This is a genomic window from Marinobacter mangrovi, from assembly GCF_016798325.1.
GTDB lineage: Bacteria > Pseudomonadota > Gammaproteobacteria > Pseudomonadales > Oleiphilaceae > Marinobacter_A > Marinobacter_A mangrovi.
In genome coordinates this window covers 68,160-92,717 of the sequence record NZ_JAERVO010000005.1, presented here as the reverse complement: position 1 = coordinate 92,717, position 24,558 = coordinate 68,160, and the positions used below count along the sequence as shown (strand labels likewise).

Genomic DNA, 24,558 nt, shown 5'->3' with positions numbered 1-24,558 from the left:
AAAACGATAGACCTGCCCATGGGTCTCCAGGCGGTTTTGACGCTCACAGGGAGTCCTTGAACTTCTCTCGCGTTTCCGGCGATGCCAGTTTGTACCAGTGTTGCAACATTTTCAGGATGACGGCCTGTTCCGTGTCGTCGGCGCCGATAGGCTCAACGGGTGGTGCAATCGTTTCTGCTGGTGTGATGGCAGCCGCTGCCGAGGTCCGATTGAATTCGCTGAGCTTCTGTTCATAGTCAACACCAAGGCGAAATCCCTCCAATGGAAGCGGGTTAACCTTGTAACTAACAGGGGTGTTGTCAGAGGTTTTCAGGCTCCAGTTAAAATGAGCATTGAACGTTTCCAGCTGTTTTGTGCTGGAGATGCTGGGGGCACTGATGGTTATCTGTTGATCGGATGCGGCAAATTTAACGACTGACAGGTCGCTGTCTTCCAATTCATAACTGTCGCTATTCTTAATCTCAGCCGTATAGGAGACCAGAATCTGATTGGTCCCACTATCCGGAAGAGAAAATTCGTTCTTGGTGGAAAAAAAGCCGTTGCCTTTGGATATTTCCTTACCATTGATGGCAAATAGGTTCACTCCCTCGCCCAACTTCAGAATACTCTCGGAATAACCAAGAGAAGGGAGCAGCGCTATGAATAGAAAGACGGCAAGCTTGTATGTGCTTTTCATCACATGGCCTATTAATAGGTTGTATGGACCCGTTGGATTGTCTGTCAGGTAACGGAATAGAGAAAGGCCTGAGGACTCTTGATGAGGCGTCCACAGGCCCCTGGTTGTAGGTTATTAGAATTTGATTCGCATGCCTGCGAGGATGTCAGACTCATCACCTGCGTCCGAGTCACTGACCTCCGCAAACAGCGAGACATTCTTCTGGGCCGGGAACCGGTAGGTGACGTTGGCGTACCAGGCGTCTATTTTCTCAATCTCATCGTCAGCGTTGACATAACCCAGGGCGATGGCGGTGGTTTGAGAGGCCTTGAATGTCGACACCAGGTTGTAGGTGGTTTCGTTACGGTCGCTGTTATCAAGGTCCGAGACACTGTAGTCGGCGCCTAGGTTGATAAAACCGGCATCGTACTGTGCGCTGACACCCCAGGTATCGGCATTGTTATCGTACACCTGATAGGCGGCGGCCAACGTCAGGGCATCGACGTTGGTGCTCACAAACAGGTCGGTTGAGGCGTCTCCCTCACTGGTATTGCCTTTCGATTCCAACTCGTGTGAAAGCGAGATGTAGACAACGTCAAAGTCCGCATCCAGACGGAGTACATCGTCGCCGGCATCGACCATGGCATCAAACTGATCTTCACTCGTTCCTGCGGGTTTTTCGTAAGCGGATTCCACACCGAACTCGTCACCCGATGTGTTCATCTTGCCCATTCTGAAGGCGACGCTGTCGTATTTAAGACCCATGTAGGCTTCTTCCAGCTTATCGCCACTCTGCTTGTTATCAGCGGCCTTGTCGAAACTGAAGTCCAACTGACCGAAAGCCTGCAAGTTGTTATCCAGGTCGTAGGTAACGGTGTTCTTGAGTTCCAGGTCATCAAACTCCACATCCAGGTTCTTGGATTTGGAGGCATTGTCACGCAGTTGAATCTGCCAATCACCTTTCAACTTGTAATTCAGGCCATCACCATCATAGATGGTGGCCGCGGTGGATGACTGGGCGAAAACGATAGTGGAAACGGTGATTGCTAGTGTAATTTTTTTCATGTCAGTCTCTTGTTTTTGTTTATGTGATTTGCGGTATAAAACAGCGTTCATGTTGGGCTGCTTTTTGTTTTTGCATTGAGATAATTGATATTTGGCTGATTTCGAGTTGAGTCTTTGTTGTGTTTTTGATCTATATGTGGCCTCCACATTGTTTGTTGGTTTTTTCAGGCAAAATGGTGCCCATGCGACAGAGTTAAAAATAAATCTGTCAGTCTCTTTTTATTTATATGATTTTCGGTATTGGGCAGCGTTTAAGTTGGGCTTCTATTTTTTAAACAACTCAATAGATATTTGGGTTGGGCTTTTCTGGTGTTTTGGGCTTATAAATAATCCCCACGTTCTTTTGCTTTTTGGCAGGCAAAATGATGCCTGTGCTATGGATTGAGAAATAAATCTGTCCCGATTTTTGTTTGGATTTTTGTTTGGATTTTTGGGGTTGTTGGTTTCGGTGTCTCCGTTACATTGCGCGGGCTGACAAAGCTGATGGTTGTCAGCCCGCTGAGAACGTTCATGACAGGACTGATTCAGCCAAACAGCCAGGGATCGATCAGCCCGCTCGGGTAGGTCAGCGTCAGGAACTTGGCCATGCCGACCAGGAAGGCTGTGACTCCAAGCGCCATAACGGCCGCCACCCAAGGCTTGAGGCGCGCAATGGTCAGCAGGAAAACGAGGCAGAACAGCGTCACCGCGGTGATGAAGCCGAGTAACAGCATGGCTCCTATAAGGATAAAGAAGCCGGCCAGCCAGAGCCCCTGTAGACCGATGGGTTGACGCTGCCACTGGGGGCGGTGCATCAGGCAACGGGCGATTTCCATCAGGCATGAAACGGCGAGGATCGCGACAGCCAGCCGGGGCATGATGCCTCCGATCAAGCTCAGGTCGGCCATATCGATCCAGGCAACGGCAGCCGTTCCAAGCAAGGCAGCGAAGAGCACCACATCGATGATGCCGAGAGTGGGCGGTTCGTTGCGGACCTTGGCCGCGGCGCCTACCGAGGCGGCCTGACGACGCTTGCTCCACAGCGAGCGCAGCATGGGAATGAAGAGTGCCGCAAAGATCAAGGCCCCGATGATCAACACGCCGGGACGCATGAAGGCGTCGGTACCCTGGAACTGTACCGCCTGGTAGAAGTACCCCTCCGCTCCCGGAGCCAGCACGAAACCAATCAGGAAGGCGGGCCGCGACCAGTTCGCTTGCTTGAAAAGGACCCCCAGGATACCGACTGCTCCCAGGGCGAGCAGGTCACCCGCGGAACGCGTGGCCTGGAAGGCGGCGAACATGATCAGCACCGTGATCAAGGGTGCCAGCGTGGCGAAGGGAACACGGGTCAGGCTGGCCACGGGGCGAGCCAGAACCAGGCAGAGAGCGGCCCCCAGGATATTGGCCAGGGCCAGCGACCAGATGATGGTGTAGGTCAGGTCGAGATGAGTCTCGATCATGCCGACACCGGGCTGGAGCCCGAGAAGCAACAGCCCGCCGAGGAACACCGCGGCCGTGCCCGAGCCGGGCACGCCGAACAGCAGGGTCGGGACCATGGCACCGCAGGCGCAGGCATTGTTGGCGGATTCGGGGGCGATCACCCCGCGGATGTCCCCCTTACCAAACTGCGACTTGTCCTTGGCGCTCTGCACCGCGTAACCATAGGTGAGCCAGTCGACCACCGAGCCAGCCAGGCCAGGGATGGTGCCGATCAAGCTACCCACAGCAGCACAGCGCGCGACAAGACCTCGTTGCTCCCGGACATCACGGATGCCTTGCCGCCAGCCTTCGCCGAGATTGCACGGCTCCTCGGCAATGGCCCCTCGCTTGACCAGCAGATCAATAATCTCCGGGAGGGCGAAGATCCCGAGCCCCACCACCACCAGCGGCAGGCCGTCGTAGAGATAGTCGAGCCCGAAATTCATGCGAAACTCGCCGGTAGCCGGTGCCATGCCGATAGCACCCACCAGCAGGCCCAGGCCACAGGCGGCCAGCCCCTTGAAAAGGTCACGCCCGGAGAGCACGGCCACCATCGACAAGCCGAGCAGGGTCAGCATAAAGAGCTCGGAGGAAGAGAACGACAGTACCAGCGGTCGGGCGATCAGGATAAAGCCGGTCAGCACGGCGGCGCCGAGGAGCCCCCCGATCATCGAGGCGAGGAAGGCGCTGGACAGCGCGCGTGCCGCCTGGCCGCGCTTAGCCAGCGCGAAGCCATCGATGACGGTTGCCTGGGAAGCGCTGGAGCCGGGAATGCCCAGCAGCACGGAGGCAAAGGTATCACCGGTGGGAATTACGGCGACCAGGCCCATCAGCATGCCAAGGGCGACGGTCGGTTCCATGCCGTAGAGGAAGGGCAGCAGCAGCGACATGCCTGCGATGCCCCCGAGACCGGGGATGATGCCGACCACGAGGCCGACCAGCACGCCCAGCGTCATGAAGAGCAGATGGGACAGGGTGAAGAGTTGTCCCAGGCTTGAGAGAAGTATATCGAGCATGGAGTATGGCTCTTTTATTGTGTGATCAGGAGGAGCCGGGGTGCCGGCCGGTGGGCCGGCACATTCCACTGATTGTCAGAGCTTGGCTCCGTGTTTTGACTGCAGCCAGTTGGCCAGCCAGCTACGCGTGGCGTCATCGATGGACATGGCATCATCGAGATGGCGCTGGACGGTGTCGCCGATAACCGGCGTGTATGGCCCCAACTGGGCGGCGGCTGCCTTCTTGAACGCATCGGTGTTCACGAAGTCGCGGGCTGCCTGACGATAGGTCTCGATCAGGTCTTGCGGGGTGTCCTTCGGTACCATGATCAGCTTCTGCAGGGCGTAGCCGGAGGCAAAGAACTTTCGAAACGCCTCGTACTCTTTGCCCGACGGCGCTTCACCATGCCGTGCCTGGTAGACTTCGTTGAAGGTGGGCAGCTCGGGGAACGTCGGATCACGGACGATCTTTCCGTCGTCGTTCAGCATCCCGAGTGAGAACAGCGGCACGGCCTTACCGGCCTCCACCAGTGGCTCAACGTTGCTCAGATAGGCGGAGGTGGTCTGGAAGTCGATATCGGCTTCCCCGCGCTCGAACGCCAGGCGGCCCTCACCCCGGCTGCGCATGCCGAACACGGCCTGTACGTCTGCACCCAACATGTCCAGGGCGATCAGGACGGGTAGCTCGACGCCGGTGGGAGTTTGCGCCGCCAGCTTGACCGGCTGCTCCAGCAGGGCGTCCAGCGCCGTATCGGCCGTCTCGCCGAGACGAGGTTGGGCGTAGACTACGCCACCTGTCGGGGTGGCCAGGATGGGCGTCCAGTCGCTGTAGTCGTAGCGCACGCGAGGATCGTCGAGCATGGCCGGATACTGGGTCGAAGCCGAGGTACCTAGCCATTCGCTGCCATCCGACTTGGCACGCAAGGCGAACAGGTTGGCCCCATTGATGGAGCCGCCGCCGGGAACGTTATCGATCATGATGGTCGGCTCTCCCGACAGAGATTTGCTGAGCCAGGGAGAGAAAAAACGCGCCCAGACATCCGTGCCACCGCCAACGCCAAAGGGGATGGTCCACTTGATGTTTCCGGGGACTTCGACGTCCTGGGCCTGGACGGAGGTCGTCAGGCTCAGTCCGGTGATCGCCAGCGCGATCAGCGCGGCCTTCCTGAGCCGACCGAGGGAGAGAGAAGAATTTGCAGTTTTATTGATTACCATGTCATCACTCCTGGCTTATTGTCATTGTCATGATGGTTGATGAGGACCCTGTCCATACGAGGGGTCATATGACCGTTGAAGTCAGTATATCCCCGCCGGACATGGCAGGAAGCGAGTAGAAAATGGTCCCACTCATGATCTTCCTGGCGGTGCGGATGAGGGAAACACGCGCAATATCGCAGGCATTCTCGTTGCGGTGTTCGACATCCAGATCGATGAATCCAGAGGGGTGTTCCAGCCTTACTTGCGACAGACGGCCAGCGGCCGCCAGTTTCTCCGCTCCAGTCGCGATTCGGTTTGCCACGGTGCCAGGGACACTGACGGCCGTGGCGACCGCGATGGCTCCAGTGACGGCAATGGACTTGTGGCAGCGGTGAGGCACGAAGTAGCGGGTACACAGCGTAGCGGTGTCGGAAAACGGTGCTGACAGCACCACCGGCTTGGGCAAGACACTCTGGCTGACGTCCCCCAGCCCCATTCGATGACCTGCCTCGCGACGAATCAGCTCCAACCGCTTCAGCATGGTGGGATGATCGTCCAACTCCACGGGGGACTCCCGGCCGTCGAGGCCCAGGTCGGCCGCGCTGACCATCATGATGGGGGTAGCAGCATCCAGGCATGTCACCTCGATGCCATCGATAGTGTCGATAGCCCTGCCGGTCGGCAACAGCGCGCCGGTCTTGGTCCCGACGATATCGAGGAAACTGAGCTGAATGCCGGCGGAACTCCCCGGGACGCCGCTTATGCGCGTATCACCCTCGTAGGCTACCTGACGCCCGGGTGTCGGTACGTGACACTCGATCAACCGCTGGGTGTTGAGGTTGCGCACGCGGACGACAGTGACCCCTTCCTGGGGCTCCACCAGCCCTGTCTCGATGGCATACGGCCCAACGGCGGACAGCATGTTGCCGCAGTTCGGGCTGAAGTCAACGCGACGTTTGAGCACATCAACCTGAGCAAACAGGTAGTCGACGTCTGCCTCGGGATTGGAGGAACGCTCCACGATGGCCACCTTGCTGGTCAGCGGATCCCCTCCGCCGATGCCATCAATCTGGAGAGCGTGGCCAGATCCCATGAGATTGAGCAGGATCTCGGTTTGCTCTTCTTGGCTGTCGGGAAGATCCCTCATGCGCAGGAAGGGGCCCCGGGAAGTGCCACCGCGCATAATCATGCAGGGAATGCTGTTCATCATCGTCATGCCATATCGCGTCTGAAAATTGTGATATGAGCATGTCAGGGGTCTTATGATGCTTCAAATGCAAATATAAGGCTTAAATTATGCGCATGACGAATTAATGTGTTAGATTTATCAATAGATTCTACTTCATGCAAGAGTCAGTGTATGTTGCATCGTCTAGAGTTCCTTGATTTACAAGCCTTTATCCTGGTCGCGGAGCTGGGCTCTTTCCACGAGGCCGCACAACGTCTCCATCTCTCTCAGCCGGCACTATCTCGACGTATTCAGAAGCTTGAAGAGCTCCTGGAGATCGAGTTGCTGGAACGAACCACCCGGCGGACGCGGCTGACCCCGATCGGCACGGACTTTCTGCCCCGAGCGAGACGCATGATCGAGGAGTACGAATCGTCGATCCTGGGGATCCGTGAATTGGCCACCCACCAGAAGGGCACCGTTACTATTGCTTGTATCCCTACCGCTGCCTTCTATTTCCTGCCGAGTGTGATCCGGGGCTTCAGCCAGGCGTGGCCAGGGATCCGCATCAGGATCCTCGATGTCAGTGCCAAGGAAGGTCTGGAAAAGGTGATCAGCGGCGAGGCAGACTTCGGTATCAATATGTTCAGTGCCCAGAGCCCCGAAGTCTCCTTTACACCACTCTTAAGAGATCCCTTTGTCCTGGCACTGCGTTCTGACCATCCTCTTGCAGATAAAGGGGACATCGAGTGGTCGGATCTCGAACAGGTGAGGCTGATCACCGTGAGCCGAGACAGTGGCAACCGGATGCTGCTGGATAATACGCTCTCGGCTGAGGGCATCCGGCTGAATAGCTTCTACGAAGTCCAGCACCTTTCCACCTCCCTTGGCCTTGTCGAATCTGGCCTTGGCGTGGCGATCCTGCCCAAAATGACAATGCCTGGCCCCGACCATGACACCCTGTGTTCACGTGAGTTGCCTGAACCACGGATTCAGCGCACCATCGGCCTGGTAAGAAGCAATTCACACGGTATTTCCGGCACAGCCCATCTGTTCATCGATATGGTCCTCGAGCATTGGGGTAGCTCTAAAGATTCCTGAACGATGCTTGGTGTTACCGTGATGCATCATATCTGGCCAGACGATGAATGCGCTCTGGCCTCTTTCATTCCTTAACTGATCCTTCCAATTGTCCAGTCAATAAACGGGATGTTGGGCAGCTCACGCCCGTCATCAACACCAATCTCTGCTTTAATTTGCGCATCAAGTTTTGAGTTCATAGCCATGATCAAATCCTGATTGACGGTGCGATCAGCGCCGAGATTAGTCATCTCTTCAGGATCATGGTGGAGATCAAACAGCTCCACGTCATTCCACTGGTACAGTTCACTGATATTTTCAGGGCGATTGTGTTCGAGGGGGGAGAAATAACGTGTGAACTTGTAGCGGCCATCGAATACGGTGCGCAGGCTGCCCCGTTTCTTCATGTTTGGTTTATAGCCATCCTTCATGATCTTGAATAGTGGCTTTTTACCTTGTTCTTTTGCTTCACCCATCACCTTGAACAACGTGCCGTCGTTCGTAACCAGCCCGCTATAGGTAAACAGAACCCCTTCACGTGTTTCCGTTATTTTTGCTGTTCCAGGATTATTCAGTATTGTCGAAAAATCCTTACCCGGCAGTTCACGCTTGGCAAACTCGGCGGCCTGTGTAGGTGAAACCCCCGCCATGGCAAGCATGGTCGGTACGATATCGATGTGCCCGGTGAGCGCCCGTGTTTCTTGGCCACCCTTTACATCCGGGTGAACAACATACAAGGGCAAATGCATGGTTTCCTGATAGGCGAACGGCCCCTTACCACGCAGACCATGAGCTCCCGCCATTTCGCCATGGTCTGACGTATACAGGAAGGCCGTGCGATCGGTCAGGCGTAAGTCATCGAGCTCGTTTAAGAGGCTATACACTTGCATATCCACGGAGCGAATCGAATTGATATAAAAATCATTGAAGCGCTGCCAGCGCTCTTCCTCCAGTGGAACGCGACCTAATACATACGCCCACATCTGATCGAACTCACCGTGCGCGCCGGGTCGACCGGGATCATTGAACGGCTGTCTGAGGCTTTTGGGAACCGGCATATCCCAATGGGATTCATATAACTTACTTTTCGGTGCTGGTGCGGCATGCATGGTCAAATGCCCGGTGTCTTGCACGTTCTGGCCCGGCGCATCGGTATTGAAGTACATGATATCGTGAGGATTGATCAGGCTGACAAACAAGCACCATGGCTTGCCCTGGTCATTGAGTTGCCGACCATGACGTCGCAGCCAGGTTATCGCACTGCCTGCTATTAAATGATCGAACTCATAGCCTCCCAGAGTATGGGCAATAATGTCACCGGGAGAGTAGTAATCCGCAAATCCGTGTTTCTCCATTGCCTTGGTGAGATAAGATTCATTCTTAGACTCTTCAAACTTCTCACCGAGGTGCCACTTGCCTTTGTAAGCGGTGTAATACCCCGCCTTGCGTAACATATGCCCGATCGTCGGGATATCGGTTGAGAGATCACTAACGTAGGCCACGTCCGTATTTTCAAACATACGATTATCGACCGTTGATAATCCGGTTAGCAATACGGAACGGGACGACGTACACATGACAGCAGGGCAGTAATGATTATGGAATGTCACTCCCGTTTCCTGGAGGCGTTCGTGGGCGGGAAGAGACAGGCCACTCGGCCATTGGCTGAAGTAACGTTCTTGATCTGAAAAAACAAAAACCATATTGGGTCTTGATGAAGCACGACCAGAGGAACGAGGTGTCGTAAGGGGCTGTGCATGAGTCTGGGCGTGCAATGCGCCGGGGAAAAGGGAACTTGCAAGTGAAGCCGCTACAATTTTGGAGGTCTGGGCAAGAAACTCTCGCCGATTCAGGCCGGCTTTTTCTTCAGAATCGTTGCCCATACCCATCTCCTATCTTGTAGAAAATCGTATCAAGCTAACGGTTGTGTCTCATGGCTGGTCGGCGCCACTTTTGCAGGATTTATGCAATATCCGGGGGTGGCACGCGGCATTCAACGGCTTGGGATACAAAATCACTGTACCCCCTCATCGCGGAGGCGGCATGATCTGGATCAAGCAAAACGATACGACATAAAAAAGCCGGCGGAGAGCGCCTGAAGCCTGTGAGAGGCGCGGATCTGCAATGGGTTAAAACTTATGCGCTCTCACCCCGTTTAATCGACGTGAGCGACTTGGCGTGTCCCAGCCAACCGAAGGGGCCAGTGCCACGGCCCCTTCGAAGCACAACCTGACTCTTCAAGAATCAGGCAACCGGTGAGAGCACTTCAATCAACTCGGCACAAAACGCGTCCAGGTCATCCGGGACCCGGCTGGTGATCAACCCGTTGTCGTTGTGCACCGGCTCATCGACCCAATGGCCTCCGGCGTTCTGAATGTCGGTTTTCAGACTCGGGAAAGAGGTGAGCGTCCGGCCTTCGACCTGGTCCGCTTCAATCAGTGTCCAGGGCGCGTGGCAAATGGCCGCCACTGGCTTGTGCTTGTTGCAGAACTGCTTGATCAGCTTAACGGCATGGACGTCGGTTCGCAGGGCGTCGGGATTGGCCACGCCACCCGGCAGGACCAGGGCGTCGTAGTCGTCTGCGTTGGCGTTTGCCGCCGTTTTATCCACCTTGAAGGTGTGGGCCTTGTCCAGGTGGTGGTAGCCCTGAATGTCACCGTCTTCGAGAGAAATCAATTCCAGCGCGGCGCCGGCACCCTGGAGATCCTGCCAGGGGCGGGTCAACTCGATTTGCTCCACGCCATCGGTGGCCAGAAATGCGACTCGTTTTCCGTTCAGTGGTGCACTCATCCGTTGTCCTCCTCATTTCTGTTTGGCATCGTCGCCTTTTCAGACGGTTTTCCTTTCCTCCATTTCGCTGCGGTAATCGGTCCCGAGAGAGGTTTTCTGATCGTCGGCCAGCACCTTGCCCGCAACGGTGAACACCTCCTTTTCTTCCTCCTCGAGGTGGTGCAGCAGCTTGTGAGCCAGGTTTTTGGCGTGAGCCAGCCAACCGGGTGAATCCTGGTCGGATGAAGAGACGGCGTCAACCAACTCATCGAGCTCATGGTGCTCGGCAACGCTGTGCCTCGCTTTTTCCTGGGTCGTATCGAACTGCATCAGGGGCACGTAGAAATGACGTTCCTCTGCCAGCGCATGATCGGCCAGTTCCTTTTTCAGGTTCAGAAACAACCGGTCCCGCTCGTCGCTGGCACCATGGGTTTCCAGAACCTGCTCGATCAACTTTCGCTGTTTGTCGTGGTCGGCCCGAAGCTCTTCAAAAATCGTCATTTGCATCTCCGTATTCGGTTCCCGGTCAGCCTCCCGGGTGAGGGCGCAAGGAGGCCCGGCGTGTAATGGTCGCAGCCAGCATAGACGTACGTGAGTTTGTCGGCATCGGTTTATCCTGCTGATTCCTGACACTGCTTTCATCGATCAAAGTGCTCTCGATCAAAGTGCTCTGACCCCTCAATTTCTGACGCCTTCATCTAATGCTGTCAGGATTCGACCGTGTTACTTGCCGGCTGCTGGGCAGAACGGACGCAGTTTCGTCCGGCCGCTTTGGCTTCGTACAGGGCGTGATCGGCGAGTTTAATGAGCTCTTCACTGCCACCGACATCCCGGGGCGTCGCCTCGTGTACCCCGATACTCACGGTGACATGTTCCGCGACGTCAGAGGCAGGATGCTTGATGTTCAGTCTGGCGGCGGCTTCACAGATATCGTCTGCGATTTTGACACCGTCCTTTCCCGTCGTATTCGGTAACAGAATGGCAAATTCCTCGCCACCGTAGCGAGCAACCACCTCGCCGGCCCTTCGGGCATGGAGCGTTAGCATCGAGGCGATTAAACGGAGGCACTCATCGCCGGCCGGGTGCCCCAGGCTATCGTTGAAGGTTTTAAAAAAATCGACATCGATGAGCAGCAACGTCAGCGGCGTATCCAGGCGTTTTGCACGCGCCCACTCGCTGTTAAGGGCTTCATTAAAGCCCCGGCGATTGGTGACCGACGTCAGGGCGTCCACGGTGGAGAGTTGATACAGCTCCTGGGCCAGTTTTTCGGTTTCCTCTTTGGACTTTTCCAGCTTGAGCCCGTTGATAATACTTTCCTGCAATACAGCATTTATTCTCTGTACCTGACGAAACGTAATGGCAAAGAAAACCACCATCAACAGACCGATACCGCGGGTTTCCATTTGATCGGTGAACAGTAACAGCGCGCTCAGCGGTAGAAGCGTTGGCCCGGAAAAGCACGTATAGGAAACGATCGAGGAAGACGTAGAGGCGACCGCGCCTGCCACCAGCCCTGCCGCCGTAATGATGATGATCGAGAGGCCGAGGCCACCCAATTCAATCGCCACGCCGACATACAGGCCCCACACGCACCACGCAAGCCCCAGAAAGAGCGAGTTCACAGCGAAAAGCCGGCGCCAGCCGCCCGGCGTCCAGCGCTGTTGATGACGCTGATACTGGTTTTTCATCAACCAGCGGGACAGTCCGGTCAACAGCAGGAAGGTGGCCCAGGCCAGAATAAAGGTGTGGTTAACGCGTTGCCAGAATAGCCCGATATTGATCGAAGCGACGACAAAGTGCCCCAATACGACAACGGGGGTTTGTCGAACAAAACTGTCTAACAGCTGATAATTCAGTTTGTCCTTAAAAACGTCGTCATTCATCGCTGGCTGTCGTTCAAGCAAAAACCGTTCAGGCCCATCAATTGTTATTGGAACCAACAGGGGTTAGAGGCGGATTCACCAGCGAGTCTAGCTTAGGGGATTCTGAGGGTCACGTTGCTGACCCCGTGCCTCTAGCGTTCGACATTTGAAGCGAGTTCGTAAACGGTCGCCGACAAGCGGAATCGATTTGCCTCGATGTATTGCCGGTATGAATCAAAATCCTTTTGCATCGGTCCTGCTTACGAAGGAAGAGTGGGAGAAAACAGAATACCCTATAAAGCCCGGAGGGAGCGAAGGCAATGGCGTTATTTTAAACCGTCCCTGAAGTATTGCCTGTTAACGTAAACCAGATATCCCGTTAAACCGCAAGGCATAATCCAAAACAGCGATGAAATACCAAAGCCCATTTCAGTATTAATGGCGACGGCGCCGAGTGAAAAAATGCCCGAACAGATATAAACCAGTAATCGTGCTGGCGATGCTAATTTAAAGGAGTCATTCAATGTTCGCGCAAGTAATTGTAAGACGGCCCAAAGACCAAGTAGTCCACCGATGCTGATAAATGGGTATAACGCCAGTTCAAACGAACCCCGGAATATTTGGGTTAATGAGTAGGGCGTGCCAACCACGATCCCAAAACCGAGCAGAAAGATGGGCGCTGCGAATGACACTGTGAATATTATGAGCAGCACAGATTTCCCTGAAGTCTTCATATCTTCCCTGAAAAAGACGTTAGCCCCGGCCTTCAGATAAATATATCTCAGTGGGGCGCTCGATCACAGTACGTGATGTCTCAGAGCAACGTGAGTCGCGTTGCTTTCCGCAGAATACGTACAGTTCATATCGTGCGTACTGCCGTCCGGTTTGCAAAACCGGAAACCCAATTAATGCATTCTGCCCCTTTAGTTGAACACCTCATACTTCCTTTAAAGGAGAAAAGGAAGCGTAAAATACAAAACAGGAAAAATGACGATGAACCACCAACTTTGAACAAAGCTGGAAAGCGATAGTAACGGTTCGATGAAAATCCCGACTCCAGATGCCTCCAACTGGGGAGCTATTTTGATAAAAAATATACCGAAAGGTAAAGCAATGGCGGTTAGCAGCATTCCCGTGACCAGAAGAATGCCGAAGAATGCAGATACAAATAAAAATGGGTTGCGGCCTTTTTAAACCAAATAAAAAGATAAGGCCATAATGCAAGTAACGGCATAATGGCAAAGGAAATTAAAATCGTGAGGTCTCTATCACTCATTATCTTTGCTCAAAAGTTCCGAGTAAAACTGAAACAGGATCCTGGCTGAGAATGCGGCAAAGGCACTGGCACCAGCGCCAACTCCGCCTATAAGAAGCGCCCTCCAAAATGCGTCATCGCCGCTTCCTGCGGGGGACAATACGACGTATCCGGAAATACTGAAAAAAAGAAGTCCGTAAATTGCAAATCTAAGAACCAGCAAGATATTCCCTTTATTCTGACATCAAGCTTTGCAGCAATTTTGGAGCCGCCAAGCGGTAGATACATTGCCTGATAACAACGCCTGGTTAAAAAACGGCCACCGGAACGTTGCTCATCCACTTTTTCGAGCGACGACTCCAGATACCGCAAGATATAAGGAGGCCCTGCGGGTCCTTCCGATGGAAACATATTGCCATAGAAGGCGACGTGACAGTCGGCGCAATCCAGCTCGCTATTTTCCCGGGTGCGAATGACGACACCGACCTCACCGGTGGCATTTTCCCTCACCTTGTTGCCTCGAACCAATCGCGCTAAAGCGCCTCCGGCTCCCTAACTTTAGACATTACGTTGGGGCCTGGTCTCGCGTTTTGCGATTCAGATTCTGGAGGGCAAAAGGTAAGCCCTCGTATGCCAAGCCCGACCTCATTTTAATTGCGGATTGGTTTCGCTAACAGTTGGCAATTCATTATCTGCTCCCTTTCTTTTTAATAATCCTATGCAACGCGCGACCGAAACTCAGTGACGGCAGAGGCGATCAGCTTGGCACCGTAGGCTCCAACGACCGCCCCGGAGAGGCGATTCAGCGCCTGGTAGTTCCGCATGTAAGCGCTCTGAATGGTTTGGCGTGAAAACAACAGCGCAAGGGACGAATGCCAAACGGCCGAATTAGCAAAGACGAGCAGGACCGAGAGCGCCACCAGGAATAACGGCGGATCCTGCGGAAGGGCGGTCGCAAACACACTGCCATAGAACAGAGCGATTTTGGGGTTGAGGATGCTGGTCATAAAGCCCGCACGGAATGCAGCCGGTGCGCCGAGTACGGGCGTTGTCACAACGGTGCCCTGGCGGCCAGAGCGCCAAAGCTTGAACGCAATGTAAAGCAGATAGAGACCACCGGCGATCTGCGCTGTGCCCCTTAAGGCAGGGTGGGCGGTAAAGACGATACCCACCCCGGCAATAGCCAATGTAGCCCAGGCTAACGTTGCGGCGGTCATACCCGCTACTGCCGAAAACGCAGCGGTACGACTCCCTCCGGCGGCCAATTGACCGACGAGAACAAAGTTGAAACCCGGGATCACGAGAACGGCCCAATGAAGAACCGCGATGGCGAGCAAGGAAGTCAGCATCCGAATACCCTTTTTGAGGTTAGCGGGCGTGTTTAGCGGCTTTGAGCATGGCTGGCGGGGCGGCCCAGTATGAATGTCACCTGCCTTTTTATAGACCATTCGAACGAATTGTCAGGCATTTTATAGTTTGCGACCCGGCCGCATGCCAGCGAGTTAAAGCGCTCTGCCCCTTTAACTCGCGAGCCACGTTTAGTTCGCGTTGGCCATCATAATCGCGTCCTCTCCGGCGGGAATCTGAAGCGGGGACGATGGATCGGTTGCTGCGCGCCAGACCGCTTCGACGACGTCGATAGCATAGGTCACCGGCCCCGAGGCTTCCCTCATGCCGGCCAGTGTCTGCTGTGCGAAGTCCGCGTAGGCTTCATGATCCATCCCGGCGAAATGCGCATTGCTACCAAACCGGGTCTCTGGCGAGCGACCCGGCAATACCAGGTGCGCCCGTATACCAAAGGGCTCCAGCTCCAACGCCATTGATCGTGTCAGGGCATTCATGGCCGCCTTGCTTGCACTGTATACCGAGACCAACGGCAGCGCTCCCAGCGTGACGCTTGAGCTGATGTTGATGATGACACCGGCTCGGCGTTCCCGGAACTGAGGCAGTACGGCCTGTGTCATCGCGATGGTTCCAAGCGTGTTGGTCTCGAAGAGCGCGCGTGACTGCTCCAGTGACGTGAGCTCGAACGGACAGGCCGCGCCGATACCCGCATTGTTGACGAGAACGTCGATAGGGCCTGCCATTTCCAGAGCCCGGCCAATGCTGTTCGGGTCCGTAACGTCGAGGGCGATTACCCGCAGGTGATCGGATTGGGGCAGGATGTCCTCGCGCGGAACCCGCATGGTGGCGATGACCTTCCAGTCGTGGTCGAGGAAGTGACGGGCGATTTCCAGACCAAAGCCGGAGGAGCAGCCGGTGATCATTACTGTTTTCATCGGGAGACCTTGTGTCGTATGTGAGTGAGCCAACACAATAGGCGTCCTGTGCCGTACTAACGACATCTAAAAGTCCGCAGTTCTTTAGCAGGAGTCCGGTTATGATCGACCCGCTTGCGGAAGTGGTTTCGCTTCTCAGACCTAGTGCTCGCTATTCCAAGCTGGTCTCCGGTGCCGGCCAGTGGCGCATAAAGCGGTCCGACGGCGGGCGGCCGTTCTACTGCATCGTGCTGGACGGCGGGGCGCATTTCTCAGTGAACGGGTACGAGCCCATTGAGCTCCAGCCCGGCGACTTCGTGCTGGTGCCTGCAGCGGATCGTATCGACATGTCCAGTCTTGAACCGCTACACCAAAACTTCGAAATGCAGCCCGTTGCGGTCGGTGGTGGCGAATTCAGGGTTGGACTTCAGGATGCTCCGCCTGACTTGCGCATGGTGGTGGGACACTGCGATTTCGAATCACCGGATGTGGCCCTATTGGTCTCGCTATTGCCCAGGTTTATCCATATCCGTGGCGAGCACAGGCTGGGCATGCTGGTGAAACTGGTTGGCGATGAGTCCCGTGCACAACGGCCGGCACGGGAAGAGGTCCTCTCCCGATTGTTGGAAGTGCTGCTGATCGAAGCCCTGCGGTGTACGACGGGCACCTCGGCGTCACCGGGTCTTGTCCTTGGGCTCGCCGATATCCGCATTGCCAATGCCATTCGAGCCATACATGAGCGGCCAGCACACGCCTGGACCGTTGCGGAGCTTTCACAGGAAGCAGCCTTGTCCCGTTCGGCATTCTTCGAGAGGTTCAACCGCACCGTCGGCCTCCCGCCGATGGCCTACCTGCTTGCATGGAGAATGGCTCTGGCTAAGCAGCTCTTGAAACAGAGCCAGGTTCGCATTGCTGATGTGGCTGAACACGTTGGCTACAATTCGGCCAGCACATTCAGTGTCGCCTTCTCGCGCCATGTTGGCACACCGCCAAGTGAATACGCATCGTCGCAACGCGGGGAACACGCCGCTGTCACGGAACCGGTTGGGTAGAGCGTGGATTTGGGGCGAATATTGCGTTTTTCACTGTTCAATCGATCAGCTCGCTTTACCCCTCAAAATTCTGTTTCAACGAAGCCCTTAGGGCCTCCAGCAAGAGCTTGGTGATGGCCGATCGATGTCTCAGGCGAGGATAGAGCAGAACGATAGGGACGTCTCGAAGTGGGTTTTCCTTGAGAACCGGAACAAGCGTACCTCGTTCGATGTGTGGCCGGGCCATCCGCGCCGGCACCGCACAAACTCCAAGACCCTGTAAGCAGGCTCCCAGACTTGCATTGATACTGCCCGCAGCGATCGACCAGCGACAACGGTAGACGTTTCCATCGGCAAAGGACCAGTGATTGCGGCGGGCGGAGGTCACGATGGTGGGGAAGGCATCCAGATCGGCGATGGTTTTCGGAGGTGCTGCACCCTCAAAGCAATCAGGTGTCGCAACCAGCACCTGGGAGGCGCTGCCCAGCGTTTGTCCAATCAACTCGGAGTCCTCGGGCTGGCCAAGGCGAATCGCGAAGTCGATTCCCTCCTTGACGATATCCACCAACTCATCGCCCAGGACCAGCTCAAAACGCAGCGCTGGATGAGCTTTGGCCAGATGCCAGATCACTGGCGCAAGAAAGGTCTCACCAAACACCATTGAAGTGCTGATCCGGATCAGGCCTGAGGGCAAGGTCTGGTCCTCGCGAACTTGCGTTAATGCCTCTTCCGCTTCATGCACGAGGCCACTGACTCGCTGGAAGTGTCGCTGCCCAATGTCGGTCAGCGACAGCGCCCGGGTTGAACGGCGAAACAGCGTCGCGTTGATGTCGTCTTCATAGGCCTTCAGGCGTCGGCTTATCGTGGCCTTCGGCAGGTTCAGTTGCTTACCGGCGGCCGTTATAGACCCCGTCTCGGCAACCGCCACGAACACCGCCATTCCATTCATATCCATTGCTAATTGTCTCGTTAATGGAACAATTTAGTTTCAAATTAGGCGCTTTTGTTCCAGATATTAGCACTATAAGCTGTTTTCTCGTTGTTGATCGTTACCTACCAGGAGAAAACCATGATGAATCGTAAACACACCATTGCTGTATTGGGCGCCTCAGGGCAACAAGGTCGGGGCGTGGTTGACGCCCTGAAAGCCGCGGGCAACTTCCAGGTTCGCGCAGTCACCCGAAACCCTGACCAGTACCAGGGGAGAGCGGACGACGTGATCTATGGGGATCTGGACCGCCCGGAAAGTCTGGATAAAGCCTTACGTGGTGCCTACGGCGTCTTTGCCGTTACCAACGCCTGGCAGCCGGGCACTGACGAGATCGCCCAATGCCGTGCCCTCATCACAAGCGCGAAAAAACAGGGTGTCGAACACTTTGTCTGGTCGACGCTGCCCAACGTGGAAGCCGTCAGTGAAGGCCGCTTCGACGTCCCTCACTTCACCAATAAAGCCAAAATGGACCGGGATGTGGCCGATGCCGGCTTCCGTTATCACAGCTTCGTGATGCCGGCGTTCTACTATCAGAACTTCCTCTACAACATGGCGCCGCAACCCCAACAGGACGGCACCCTCGGCTGGACCCTGCCGATCAACCCGGCTGTCGGTATCGATATGGCGGATATCGGAGAGCTTGGGAATCTGGTGGCCGCCGCTTTCTCCCAGCCTGAAAAGGCCGGACAAGGTCAGCATCTACCGCATGTCGGGTCCAGGATCAGCTTCAACGAGATCATCAACGGGTATAAGGCCAAGGGCATCGAACTGACCTTCACCCAGATACCGGCAGGCCCGTTTGCAGAGGCGGTGCCGGGCGGTCGGGAACTCACGAATATGTTTGACTGGTTCGAGGCTCACGGCTACTACGGCGGCGACTATTCGCAAGGTCAGGCGCTGGCCGAGCAGATCGTGAGCCAGGCGCCAACCGGCTTTTTCCAGTGGGCGGAGAACAACCTGAAACTCGAGGATCGGAACGGCAGTGTAGCTTGAACAGGGGAGCGCCTGCCTGTTTCTAGGCAGGTACAGGTCAGAGGGAGTTGAAAGGACCAGGCGCACATAAGGCATTTGTGCGCTGGCTTCTTTTTAACGGCGGGGCTGCGTAGATCGTTTGATGCGTGGAGGAAACGGAATTAATGTGCTCTGAACGCACCTCTTTAACTCTCTAGTGTCTGCGGGGTAGGGGGATTGACGGCTGCGGGCTGCTCAGAATTGATTCGATGTGACCCCGAGAGCCCCTGGTGTGAGGAGGGACTGGAGCTTTCTTCTTCCGGTGTGCCTGTCCTTGATAACTTCCTGGTCAGCGTTTTGTTATACTATCCATAACAAAGCGCGGAGCAAGACCATGCAACCCCTACAACGCCTTGAGAGATGGCTCATCTCCTCCCAGTCAGAATCCGACGGCCGGCTTTATCCTGCTGCCGCTTTCCGCTCGTTGGTTCCAGATCTGAGTCAGGGGGCATACCGTGCCCTACTCCACCGCGCCGAGCGGCGAGGACTGCTTGAAAGGGTGTGCCAGGGTATCTACCAGTACCCCGGAGCCCCGGATCAAAGTGGCCTTATCCTTTTCCACGCTGCGGCCCTACTGCGTGCCCGGCATTTCAATTACATCAGCTTGGAAACGATACTGAGCGAAGCGGGCCTCATATCCCAGATGCCGATGTCCTGGATTACCGTGATAAGCACCGGGCGATCGGCCAAAGTGAACTGCGGCCGGTATGGCACGATAGAGTTCATCCATACGGAGCGTCGTATGTCCGATGTGGTAGAGCACCTCCACTATGATCCTGCTCGCTATCTTTACAGAGCGGATAATGAGCTGGCCCTGGACGATATGCACCGATTTAACCGCTCAACCCTCGACCTGGTACAGGAGACAACCGATGGCAGTGTTTGACGCTCTGGTAGACGAAGCGCTCCGCAATCAGCAAGAGTTGAGTGCCCTACGCGCCGTGGTGGAGAAGGAAATCCTGCACCACGATATTCTCCGAGAGCTGAGCCAGGCTGATCTGTTGCAGCAGCTGACCTTTATTGGTGGTACCTGTCTACGAGCCTGCTACGGCTCAAACCGACTGAGTGAAGATCTCGACTTTACCGGAGGGACGGACTTTTCCAAGGCTGACCTGGACAAGCTCAAGGAGACCCTTGAAAGCCGTCTGCAAGAGAAGTATGAAGTACCGATAACCGTGACCGAACCCAAGGCTGAAAAGCAGGGCAATGTGGATACTTGGAAGCTCAAGGTGAACACGGCGCCGGACCGCCGGAACATGCCAGCCCAGAAAATTCACCTAGATATTTGCTCGGTGCCCAGCTACCAAGTCGAACCCCGAACGCTCCGGAACCATTACGGCATCAATCTTGGTACCGAATCCCTGATCATCAACGCCCAAAGTCGTCAGGAAATCTTCGCCGATAAACTGGTGGCTTTTGCCATGCGGCCAGGACGGCTGAAATATCGTGACCTCTGGGATATTGCGTGGCTGACGCAAGGGGGTGTTGAACCGGCGTATGAACTGATTGGGGCAAAACTGGCGGACCACGGTGAAGATCCGCAGGCGTTCCTTCAGTTGGCGGACGAACGCCTGCGCTTGCTGGCTGAAGACGATCAACAGAAAAGCGGGTTCCAGTTCGAAATGTCGCGATTCATCCCGCCCAAACGCCTTCAAAGAACCATTCAGCAGGAGGGGTTCTGGCCCTATCTGGTCAATACCGTGATGGAAAAGGTACGCCAGGCGCAGGAACAAGTAGATGAAGGCCAATCCGCTGGCGCAGGTCCGGAGTTTCCAATGTAGGGCGCTGCCTGTACCCTCTAGAAAATAAGCCTCTCCGGATCTTTGATTAGCTGATCAAAATTAATGCACTCAGAACATCACTCTTGGATTCCAGGAAGAGGAGCGATAGGGTTCGTACTGATATTGACTTCGCAAAAGGATATTGCGGGGAAGCCTACCAAAGCAAAACAAGGACGTAGCAACTCATGATTACACGGACAATCCTGACCGTGGCGGCACTCTATACCGCCATTCAATTCTGTCATCTGGCCGCCCAGAGCTTGTTGGGCATCACAATACCCTCAGCTGTGCAATTCGGATACGCGATGGCCTCCGCAGCGGGCGGGGCGTTCTCATTTGTTGATATTCAGCGCCGGGTGCCAGGCTGGCGAGAGGCGATGATACTTTCAGTTGGAAGTCTCGTCGCCATCATCCTGGTGTCGATCGTGATGCTCCTGGTTGTCCTTCAGTTCACTGATGGTTCGGATGGCTTCCGGAACTTTATATATGCCGTCAGTTCTGTGCCGGCTTGGCTGATGATGGAAGTGCTGATGGGGGTGAGCGTGTTGCAGTTTGCAGGCTTTATGCTCGTTTTTCGGAAAGGGGCTCGCGCAATCCTGGCCCGTAGTCGGTGATCTGTGAAATTGGATGATGGTTGGAAAATACCGCCAACGTCGGATTAATCTTGCAGAACAATAAATCGCGCTTTCGACCATGACACACAGGGCATTTAGCCGATCAGCAACCAGCCCACTACCATCAGCAATATCGAAGACCAGAAGAGAACCATTGGAATAACTAGCCAGCATTGCAGGCGCCATGGCACATCGGCATGAATGTCGCCTAAATTGGAGGCGACTTTCACACCGTGCCCGGGGATTCTTCGCCAGAAGAAGAAACTCAGCAGGTAGACAATCCTGATCCACCGTCCTACTGGGCCTTCTCCCCAGGCCTTTTTCTGAACATCAATCGTGCTTCCTTTGGGGGCAATTCTGCTCTCAATTTCCGCGATTTTTCGGAAGCCGGAAGTAAGCGAAAAGGCGAGAGCGGCCAGACCAATAAAGATATCGATCATCACGACCAGCGCAACGATGGCTTCAAAGGATTCACTGTTCATCAAGGAAGTCATAGATCGCTTCGTCAATATTCTACATTTGCCAGGCGATCCCCGGCCTCGAGTGGTTGATCGCTGATAGGATGCTCCGAATTCTGCCTGTTTACTTCACCATTTTGTTCCGTGATAGCATCCGTAAGCGGGCGAAGGAACGGCGATAAGCCATTGCCCGGCATGAAGCTATTTTGATCAAGGATGATGGTCAATGGATATTGTCAAAACATCGGATCTGGTTGCGGCAGACTTGCCCAACCTTGAATCTCCCTTTTTCGCGGCCTCCAAGGTCCGCGAGCGTATTAAGAAAGAGTTGGAGTTCGGTACCTCCAGGCTCGGTCGCATACTCTCTCTTCCTCCATCTTTCACAGCACGCCGCGAAGACCATGGCCGGCTTCTGGATGAAGTCGAACAGAAAGTTCGAAATGGCGAATTGTGGCTGGTATGCGGTATTAGCGATGGGCCACCATTCAGCCCGGTTGTAAGTTGGGATGACAATGAAGCCGGGCAAGGGCGCTGGAAGATCAATGCCAGTGAAGCGAATTTTGCCTTGGGCCACAGCGTCCAGATTTTGAACGACAATGGCATTACTTCGCAGGAGTTGTCCCGCCGTGATGGCCGTGGTGTGGGATTCCTCTCTGCAAGTTCTCTGGGAACGGAGTTGATGTCTCGACGACAGGAAACGGAGCGGCAACGTGAGTCGGTGAGTCCACAAAGCCCATTTCCTGCGAAGCAAGTTGAACCCCTGTCTTCCTCCGTTCGCGCGACCGAAGCCACAACTCTGGAGAAAGAGCCAGAGATCCATTTGGAGGTTGGTCTGTTTACAGATGGCACCCTCAATAATGCCGAAAATTCCCAGACCTACAAGGATCAAATCAAGGAAGAATGCCTTGCGCCATTCAAGCGCGGCGAGATCACCCAGGCGGAATGTGAATACCGTCTGGGATTGGCTCTTGGTACCAGTTACACCAATGCACCGAGCAATGTCGCCAAGCTGGCTGATTTATATATCGAATCGCGAAAAGTGGAGGGGGATAAGGTTACGCAAAGACTGGCGGAATACGCTCCAGGTATTGGTACCGAAACCGGCGATGGTGATTCACTGGAGGGAATGTCTACCGGCCTTGGGGACACTGGCATACTGAGCCAGGTGGACGGGGCATGTCATCGGATCGCTCAGCGAATTGATGAGCTACAGCTTCCTGGAGCTATCAAGACTCTAACGATTGATTTGTTTGGGTTCAGTCGGGGCTCTGCCGCTGCCCGACACGCTGCTCATGAAATTAATCGAGGCACTGAAGGGGCTTTGGGTCAGGCTTTTGAAACTGAAGATATAAATTGGCCAGAAAAAGTTAGAGTACGCTTCGTGGGACTCTTCGATAGCGTTGCAGCTGTTGTCAGCGCTAAAAGGGGGGATCTGTCACCAAGCAACGACCGGAACGATCCGGTCAAGATCTACCTGGACCCAGGCAAGGTCGAACAGGCCGTTCACCTGGTGGCCTCTGACGAGCGGCGGAAGAACTTTGCCTTAAACAGCCTGCGCAATCCGGATGCCACCTTGCCTGATAACTATCGGGAAATCGCCCTGCCCGGTGTGCACTCTGATGTTGGCGGCGGGTATCCCGATATCATGCGGGAAGATGTGCTACTCACCCCATTGCAACACGTTTCTCTTTCATGGTTTGAGAATGCAGAAGACACGTCTCAATGGCATGCATTGGAGGCCCTGAAAAAACAGAAGGACGCCGAGGGGTGGATCGGTGTGAACTGCTTGCCAGTAAGATCCTCCGAGCGTCCCAACCCGTCGCCCAGTGAACTGGGGCCGGAAAGTGAAGCAAGCCTAGAAATCTATCATCACATTGATCCGGGGCGAACACCGCACGGTTCTCGAGACGCCGAGTTGGCCCTGAGAATGGTTCGCCAGATGCGAGGGGAATATTCTCGGGTAACGCTGAAGCTCATGCACCAGTTGGCCGTGCAGGCCGATGTGCCTCTAAGGAGTATCGATCCGACCAACGACGCATATCGTCTACCGGATGAACTTGTCCCTGTTGCGGAAAATCTCTCGGAGCAAATTATGGCCGGTGCCGCCAGCGCTTCACTGTCAACAAGCCAGGAAAGCCTGCTGCGGCAGCGATATATTCATTATTCTGCCGATTACAGTCCAATTAAGTTCCTCGCCCTTGGGGAACCGGCTGCCCTTGAATTGCCCGAAGTCGTTTGCCCGTATGCCCCAACCGAATCCGGCGAACGGATCGTATACCCGAATCACTAAGGAGTGGTAGTGAACGTCATAAAATACGCCTGTTACCTATGGTGCATTCTGATACTGGCGGGGTGTACGACCAAGGAAGACAAGGATATCCCCTGGTACGTGGGGGTTGCCGCCCCCCAGCACTACCAGATGTGGGTCATTAATATGCATCTGGAAAAATCCGGCGAGCGAAGCTGGCGAGTGCCGGTGGGCGATGTCAGTTGCTGCTGGAAAGGTGACAACGGCCCCTTCGGAACCGGCGGTGCGATGGATCCTTTCCCAAACCTGATAGGCCTCCATTGGTTTTCATTCGCGGAGCAGAAATTCTACTCGACGCTGATCAAGATACCGCCAGACCTCAAAGATCGCATGCGAGAGCCTGTCCGTCACACCACTCAACGGGGCAATGTCCGCCATGAACCTAGAAGCACGCTTATTTTAGGTCTTGCCCCGGGAGGGGAGGTGGTTGTCTGGATGATGAGTCAGCGTTCGAACGCTGTTGAAATCATGCGGGTTCCGGCTGTTGAAGTAGAGGGGGATACCGGGCAATTCCAGGTCCGATCTGCAGACTACATGGAAGAGAATGGCGCCTATCTGGAGAAACATGGTGTACCTCTCGACGGTTGGTAGGCCGTGCTTGT

At 55.1% G+C, this 24,558-nt stretch carries 23 protein-coding genes; 8 read left to right on the top strand and 15 right to left on the bottom strand.

Annotation, left to right across the window (positions count from 1 at the left end; all coding sequences use genetic code 11):
- Positions 1-43: 43 nt before the first annotated feature.
- The 5 genes from JL474_RS15275 to JL474_RS15255 all read right to left on the bottom strand — a co-directional run bounded on the left by JL474_RS15275 (position 44) and on the right by JL474_RS15255 (position 6,577).
- A complete protein-coding gene (locus JL474_RS15275; RefSeq protein WP_203142747.1) occupies positions 44-676 on the bottom strand; it encodes a YccT family protein in 633 nt (210 codons plus the stop codon).
- A gap of 114 nt (positions 677-790) precedes the next feature.
- A complete protein-coding gene (locus JL474_RS15270) occupies positions 791-1,771 on the bottom strand; it encodes a porin (RefSeq protein ID WP_236012296.1) in 981 nt (326 codons plus the stop codon).
- Positions 1,772-2,244: 473 nt separating this feature from the next.
- Positions 2,245-4,194 carry a tripartite tricarboxylate transporter permease gene (locus JL474_RS15265; RefSeq protein ID WP_203142746.1) on the bottom strand — a complete coding sequence of 650 codons (1,950 nt, stop codon included), beginning with the start codon at positions 4,192-4,194 and terminating at the stop codon, positions 2,245-2,247.
- A gap of 75 nt (positions 4,195-4,269) precedes the next feature.
- Positions 4,270-5,388 carry a Bug family tripartite tricarboxylate transporter substrate binding protein gene (locus JL474_RS15260; protein WP_203142745.1) on the bottom strand — a complete coding sequence of 373 codons (1,119 nt, stop codon included), beginning with the start codon at positions 5,386-5,388 and terminating at the stop codon, positions 4,270-4,272.
- Between the two features lie 64 nt (positions 5,389-5,452).
- Positions 5,453-6,577 carry a 4-oxalomesaconate tautomerase gene (locus JL474_RS15255; protein ID WP_236012313.1) on the bottom strand — a complete coding sequence of 375 codons (1,125 nt, stop codon included), beginning with the start codon at positions 6,575-6,577 and terminating at the stop codon, positions 5,453-5,455.
- A gap of 153 nt (positions 6,578-6,730) precedes the next feature.
- On the opposite strand from JL474_RS15255, the gene JL474_RS15250 reads away from it, so the two are divergent.
- Positions 6,731-7,639 carry a LysR family transcriptional regulator gene (locus JL474_RS15250; RefSeq protein WP_203142743.1) on the top strand — a complete coding sequence of 303 codons (909 nt, stop codon included), beginning with the start codon at positions 6,731-6,733 and terminating at the stop codon, positions 7,637-7,639.
- 71 nt (positions 7,640-7,710) lie between these two features.
- On the opposite strand, the gene JL474_RS15245 is transcribed toward JL474_RS15250, so the two are convergent.
- From JL474_RS15245 to JL474_RS15210, 8 genes are all read right to left on the bottom strand, one after another.
- On the bottom strand, positions 7,711-9,501 hold the full coding sequence (locus JL474_RS15245; RefSeq protein ID WP_203142742.1) for a sulfatase-like hydrolase/transferase: 1,791 nt from the start codon (positions 9,499-9,501) through the stop codon (positions 7,711-7,713).
- A 361-nt stretch (positions 9,502-9,862) separates the two neighbouring features.
- Positions 9,863-10,408 carry a type 1 glutamine amidotransferase domain-containing protein gene (locus JL474_RS15240; RefSeq protein WP_203142741.1) on the bottom strand — a complete coding sequence of 182 codons (546 nt, stop codon included), beginning with the start codon at positions 10,406-10,408 and terminating at the stop codon, positions 9,863-9,865.
- A 39-nt stretch (positions 10,409-10,447) separates the two neighbouring features.
- Complete coding sequence (locus JL474_RS15235; RefSeq protein ID WP_203142740.1) at positions 10,448-10,888, bottom strand: hemerythrin domain-containing protein; 441 nt, start codon at positions 10,886-10,888, stop codon at positions 10,448-10,450.
- Positions 10,889-11,094: 206 nt separating this feature from the next.
- Positions 11,095-12,270 carry a GGDEF domain-containing protein gene (locus JL474_RS15230; protein WP_203142739.1) on the bottom strand — a complete coding sequence of 392 codons (1,176 nt, stop codon included), beginning with the start codon at positions 12,268-12,270 and terminating at the stop codon, positions 11,095-11,097.
- Positions 12,271-12,575: 305 nt separating this feature from the next.
- On the bottom strand, positions 12,576-12,983 hold the full coding sequence (locus JL474_RS15225; protein ID WP_203142738.1) for a hypothetical protein: 408 nt from the start codon (positions 12,981-12,983) through the stop codon (positions 12,576-12,578).
- Between the two features lie 629 nt (positions 12,984-13,612).
- A complete protein-coding gene (locus tag JL474_RS15220; protein ID WP_203142737.1) occupies positions 13,613-14,032 on the bottom strand; it encodes a hypothetical protein in 420 nt (139 codons plus the stop codon).
- Positions 14,033-14,220: 188 nt separating this feature from the next.
- Positions 14,221-14,853, bottom strand: a complete 633-nt coding sequence (locus tag JL474_RS15215) for a LysE family translocator (RefSeq protein WP_203142736.1) — start codon at positions 14,851-14,853, stop codon at positions 14,221-14,223.
- A gap of 189 nt (positions 14,854-15,042) precedes the next feature.
- A complete protein-coding gene (locus JL474_RS15210; RefSeq protein WP_236012295.1) occupies positions 15,043-15,783 on the bottom strand; it encodes an SDR family oxidoreductase in 741 nt (246 codons plus the stop codon).
- A gap of 101 nt (positions 15,784-15,884) precedes the next feature.
- Between JL474_RS15210 and JL474_RS15205 the strand changes: the two genes are divergently transcribed.
- A complete protein-coding gene (locus tag JL474_RS15205; protein WP_203142735.1) occupies positions 15,885-16,814 on the top strand; it encodes an AraC family transcriptional regulator in 930 nt (309 codons plus the stop codon).
- Between the two features lie 55 nt (positions 16,815-16,869).
- On the opposite strand, the gene JL474_RS15200 is transcribed toward JL474_RS15205, so the two are convergent.
- Positions 16,870-17,748, bottom strand: a complete 879-nt coding sequence (locus JL474_RS15200; RefSeq protein WP_203142734.1) for a LysR family transcriptional regulator — start codon at positions 17,746-17,748, stop codon at positions 16,870-16,872.
- A 114-nt stretch (positions 17,749-17,862) separates the two neighbouring features.
- Between JL474_RS15200 and JL474_RS15195 the strand changes: the two genes are divergently transcribed.
- The 4 genes from JL474_RS15195 to JL474_RS15180 all read left to right on the top strand — a co-directional run bounded on the left by JL474_RS15195 (position 17,863) and on the right by JL474_RS15180 (position 21,190).
- On the top strand, positions 17,863-18,777 hold the full coding sequence (locus JL474_RS15195) for an NmrA/HSCARG family protein (protein ID WP_203142733.1): 915 nt from the start codon (positions 17,863-17,865) through the stop codon (positions 18,775-18,777).
- Between the two features lie 352 nt (positions 18,778-19,129).
- Entirely contained in the window at positions 19,130-19,681 is a 552-nt protein-coding gene (gene abiEi, locus JL474_RS15190; protein ID WP_203142732.1) for a type IV toxin-antitoxin system AbiEi family antitoxin, read from the top strand.
- Positions 19,668-20,576, top strand: coding sequence for a nucleotidyl transferase AbiEii/AbiGii toxin family protein (locus JL474_RS15185; protein WP_203142731.1), 909 nt, complete (start codon positions 19,668-19,670; stop codon positions 20,574-20,576). The genes abiEi and JL474_RS15185 overlap by 14 nt, the downstream gene beginning before the upstream one ends.
- Before the next feature lie 185 nt (positions 20,577-20,761).
- A complete protein-coding gene (locus tag JL474_RS15180) occupies positions 20,762-21,190 on the top strand; it encodes an ABZJ_00895 family protein (RefSeq protein ID WP_203142730.1) in 429 nt (142 codons plus the stop codon).
- Positions 21,191-21,285: 95 nt separating this feature from the next.
- Here JL474_RS15180 and JL474_RS15175 read toward each other — a convergent pair whose 3' ends face one another.
- A complete protein-coding gene (locus JL474_RS15175) occupies positions 21,286-21,672 on the bottom strand; it encodes a hypothetical protein (protein WP_203142729.1) in 387 nt (128 codons plus the stop codon).
- Positions 21,673-21,874: 202 nt separating this feature from the next.
- Here JL474_RS15175 and JL474_RS15170 point away from each other — a divergent pair, with 202 nt between their 5' ends.
- Both JL474_RS15170 and JL474_RS15165 read left to right on the top strand, forming a co-directional pair.
- Positions 21,875-23,938 carry a T6SS phospholipase effector Tle1-like catalytic domain-containing protein gene (locus JL474_RS15170; RefSeq protein WP_236012294.1) on the top strand — a complete coding sequence of 688 codons (2,064 nt, stop codon included), beginning with the start codon at positions 21,875-21,877 and terminating at the stop codon, positions 23,936-23,938.
- A 9-nt stretch (positions 23,939-23,947) separates the two neighbouring features.
- Positions 23,948-24,547: a DUF2931 family protein gene (locus JL474_RS15165; RefSeq protein WP_131482914.1), complete on the top strand. Its 600-nt coding sequence runs from the start codon at positions 23,948-23,950 to the stop codon at positions 24,545-24,547.
- Positions 24,548-24,558 lie beyond the last annotated feature (11 nt).